Raw genomic sequence first — 3,169 nt, 5'->3', positions numbered from 1 at the left:
GGCTGAGGAGATTCGTGGCGGCATCCCTATGTCGCAGGCCTCGGGCACCGTTGCTCTGAAGACCGCGCAGCCGACAAAACTTGCGGAGTGGCGACCGCGGCAAGACGCGCCCCCGCTGTAATCCGACCTGGCTGACGGATCGCTGTGGCTCTCACCGCTCTCATCATCATCACCCTCGCATCCATCTCGTGGAGCCTCTGGATACGGCGAGTCACCTGGCATTGCCGGTGGGAGGTGGCCGCCACGCTCAACATCGCTCTGCAGGGCTGCGCGGTCGCGCTGATGTCTCCGCTGTCCTCCGAGACGCTCGGAGTTGCGCTGCACAAAATCACCGGTGAGTGGAACTTGCAGAACTACGTCGGGCACGACTGTTACATCGTCGCGGCCTCGGCGATCGTCTACAACGCGGTCGGTCGCCTTGAAGAGGACGACCGGCTGCAGGCGTCGTTCAAGCAATGGGTAGAGCGGCCGGCGACGTTGTGCATTCCGCTGTTACTGGCAACGTTCTCGTTGAGCTATGGCAGCAGGACTTATGCGCGCGATTTCTTTGCGCTACGCACCGACTTCTGGCTGAGCGTGTACTGGGTATTGCTCACTGGAACCCTGACTTACCTGCTGGTGTTCGGCTCGCGCGCGCTGCTGGTGCTCCGCAAGGACCCACGGTCGAGGAACATTGCCAACCTCTATCTGGTCGCCTCGGCCAGCGGCATCTCTGCGTGTGTGGTGCGGATGGTCACTGCGGTGATTCATCCGTTCCAAGGTCCGGTTGGTGCCGGGCTGGTCTGGTTCTTCGCTTGCATGTGTGGCGCGGGTTTCGCGCTGACCTCTGCGAACTCCTGGCGGCAGAGGCTCAGGTGGTTTCAGCGGCCGGTGGTGCACCAATAGCAACCGAGGCTTGGTTCCGGGCGGCGCGGCTGCGGCCTCAGGCGCTGCGTAACCTCACACGTATGCGGGTGGTGTAGCCGGGGCCTCGGCCGCCGGCGCCCGGCGTTTTCACAGTATCTGGGGCGCCCGCAGTGCCATGATGTTCGACGTGAGTGCTATTGGGGGTGTTACGCGGCGGTGCGGCGGTGCTCGCTGCGCAGCGAGTGATCAGCTAATCGAAAACCCGCTCACCGACTACTCATTCGTGATGCGATGCACCCGGACGGAAGCAGCCGATGCGTGGGGGGGCCGATGACGGTGGTGACGTCGTGTCGGGCTTGTGGCAACCAGGTGCGGGAGGGCGCCCGGTTTTGTGACAATTGCGGTTCGCCGATGGTGTCGGCCGCCGAATCGGCGGAGTACAAGCAGGTGACGGTGCTGTTCGCGGACGTGGTGGGTTCGACGGACATCGCCGCCGCCGTCGGTGCGGAGCGGTTGCGCGAGATCATGACGCGACTGGTTAACAGCTCGGCCACGGTAGTGCAGCGATACGGCGGCACGGTCGACAAGTTCACCGGTGACGGGATCAGCGCGCTGTTTGGAGCGCCGGTCGCCTTGGAGGATCACGCATTCAGAGCGTGTTTGGCGGCGCTGGATATTCGACAGCAGGCGAAGCGGCTTGCCGCGGCCGTCGAAGCCCGCGACGCTGTTGAGCTGCAGTTGCGGATTGGGCTCAATTCGGGGCAAGTCATTACGGGTGAGACCGGTTCGGGCCTTTGGGGTTACACCGCCGTGAGTGAGCAGGTTGGGATGGCGCAGCGGATGGAGTCGGTAGCGCCGCCGGGAGGAGTGATGCTCAGCGAGTCCACCGCACGGCTGGTCGAGGATTCCGCGGTGCTGGGGCAACGAGAGATGGTGCGCATCAAGGGCGTTGGCGACCCGACGCCCGCGCGCCGGCTGATGGGGCTGGCCGCACAGCACCGGCGCCTGGGCCGCCGGGAATCCACGTTGGTGGGCCGTCAGTGGGAAATGGCCGCCCTAGTCGGGATGTTGGACCGATCGATTACCGGGCGCGGGTGTGTGGCCACGCTGGTCGGCCCGCCGGGTATCGGCAAGAGCCGCATAGTTGCCGAGATCGTGGCCATGGCGGCAAGCCGTGGGGCGGAGGTGTTTTCGACGTTTTGTCAGTCCCATGCCAGCGACATCGCGTCTTTTGCGGTGGCGCCGCTACTGCGGGCCGCATTCGGGATCGAGGAGCTCAGTGGGGAAGCGGCCCGCGCACAGGTGCGGGCCCAGATCCCCGGCGCGGATCCGGCAGATCTGGTGCTTTTCGACGACATGCTCGGGATCCGCGACCCTGTGGATGCTCTTCCGGATATCGCCCCCGACGCGCGTCGTCGGCGGTTGACAGCGCTGATCAATGCGGCCGCGCTGGCGCGCACGACACCGCGGGTGTTCGTGATCGAGGACGCGCATTGGATCGATCAGGTCAGCGAGGCCTTGCTCGCCGATTTCCTGCCAGTGGTTGCCCAGACCCGTTCGTTGGTGGTGATCACCTGCCGGCCTGAATACCGGGGGCCGCTGAGCAGGATTGCCGGTGGCCAAACGATTGCGCTGTCGCCATTAGACGATGCGCAGACGTTGACACTGATCACCGGGTTGTTGGGTGCGGATCCCTCGGTTGCCCGACTGACCGCCCAGATCGCCGAGCGGGCCGCGGGTAATCCGTTTTTCGCCGAGGAGATCGTGCGGGATTTGGCTGATCGCCATGTGCTGCGTGGTGACCCTGGCGCCTATGTGTGTCCTGGTGGGACCGCCGAGGTAGAGGTGCCGGCGACTCTGCAGGCCGCGATTGCTGCTCGTATCGATCGGCTCGGTGTGCCGGCGAAACGCACGCTGAACGCTGCGGCGGTGATCGGGATGCGGTTCGGCGCCGACCTGTTGGCGAGCCTGACCGACACCACACCTATAGCGAAGCTGATTGACACCGAGCTCATCGATCAAGTGATGTTCACTCCGCGCGCTGAGTACGCGTTTCGGCATCCGATGATTCATTCGGTTGCTTATCAGTCGCAATTGACCTCGGAGCGCTCCGAGTTGCATCGGAGCCTGGCCGCGGCCATTCAGCATCATAGTGCGGGAGCGCTGGAGGAAAACGCCGCGCTGATCGCTGAGCACTTGGAGGCCGCCGGTGATCTGCATGAGGCATTCGCCTGGCATATGCGCGCCGCCACTTGGTCGACCAACCGTGACATCCGTGCGGCCCGGATGAGTTGGCAGCGGGCGCGCCAGGTCGCCGACCGGC

General features: G+C 64.8%; 2 protein-coding genes. Both read left to right on the top strand.

Annotated features, from left to right (window positions below):
• The first annotated feature begins 144 nt into the window (after positions 1 to 144).
• Complete coding sequence (locus WAN71_RS20690) at positions 145 to 885, top strand: hypothetical protein (protein WP_422227119.1); 741 nt, start codon at positions 145 to 147, stop codon at positions 883 to 885.
• Positions 886 to 1,176: 291 nt separating this feature from the next.
• Positions 1,177 to 3,169 (top strand): AAA family ATPase (locus WAN71_RS20685; RefSeq protein WP_422227120.1); only part of this gene is annotated, 1,993 nt, incomplete at its 3' end.

It is taken from the genome of Mycobacterium sp., assembly GCF_049280035.1.
Lineage (GTDB): Bacteria > Actinomycetota > Actinomycetes > Mycobacteriales > Mycobacteriaceae > Mycobacterium.
This window is presented reverse-complemented; position numbering and strand designations above follow the sequence as displayed.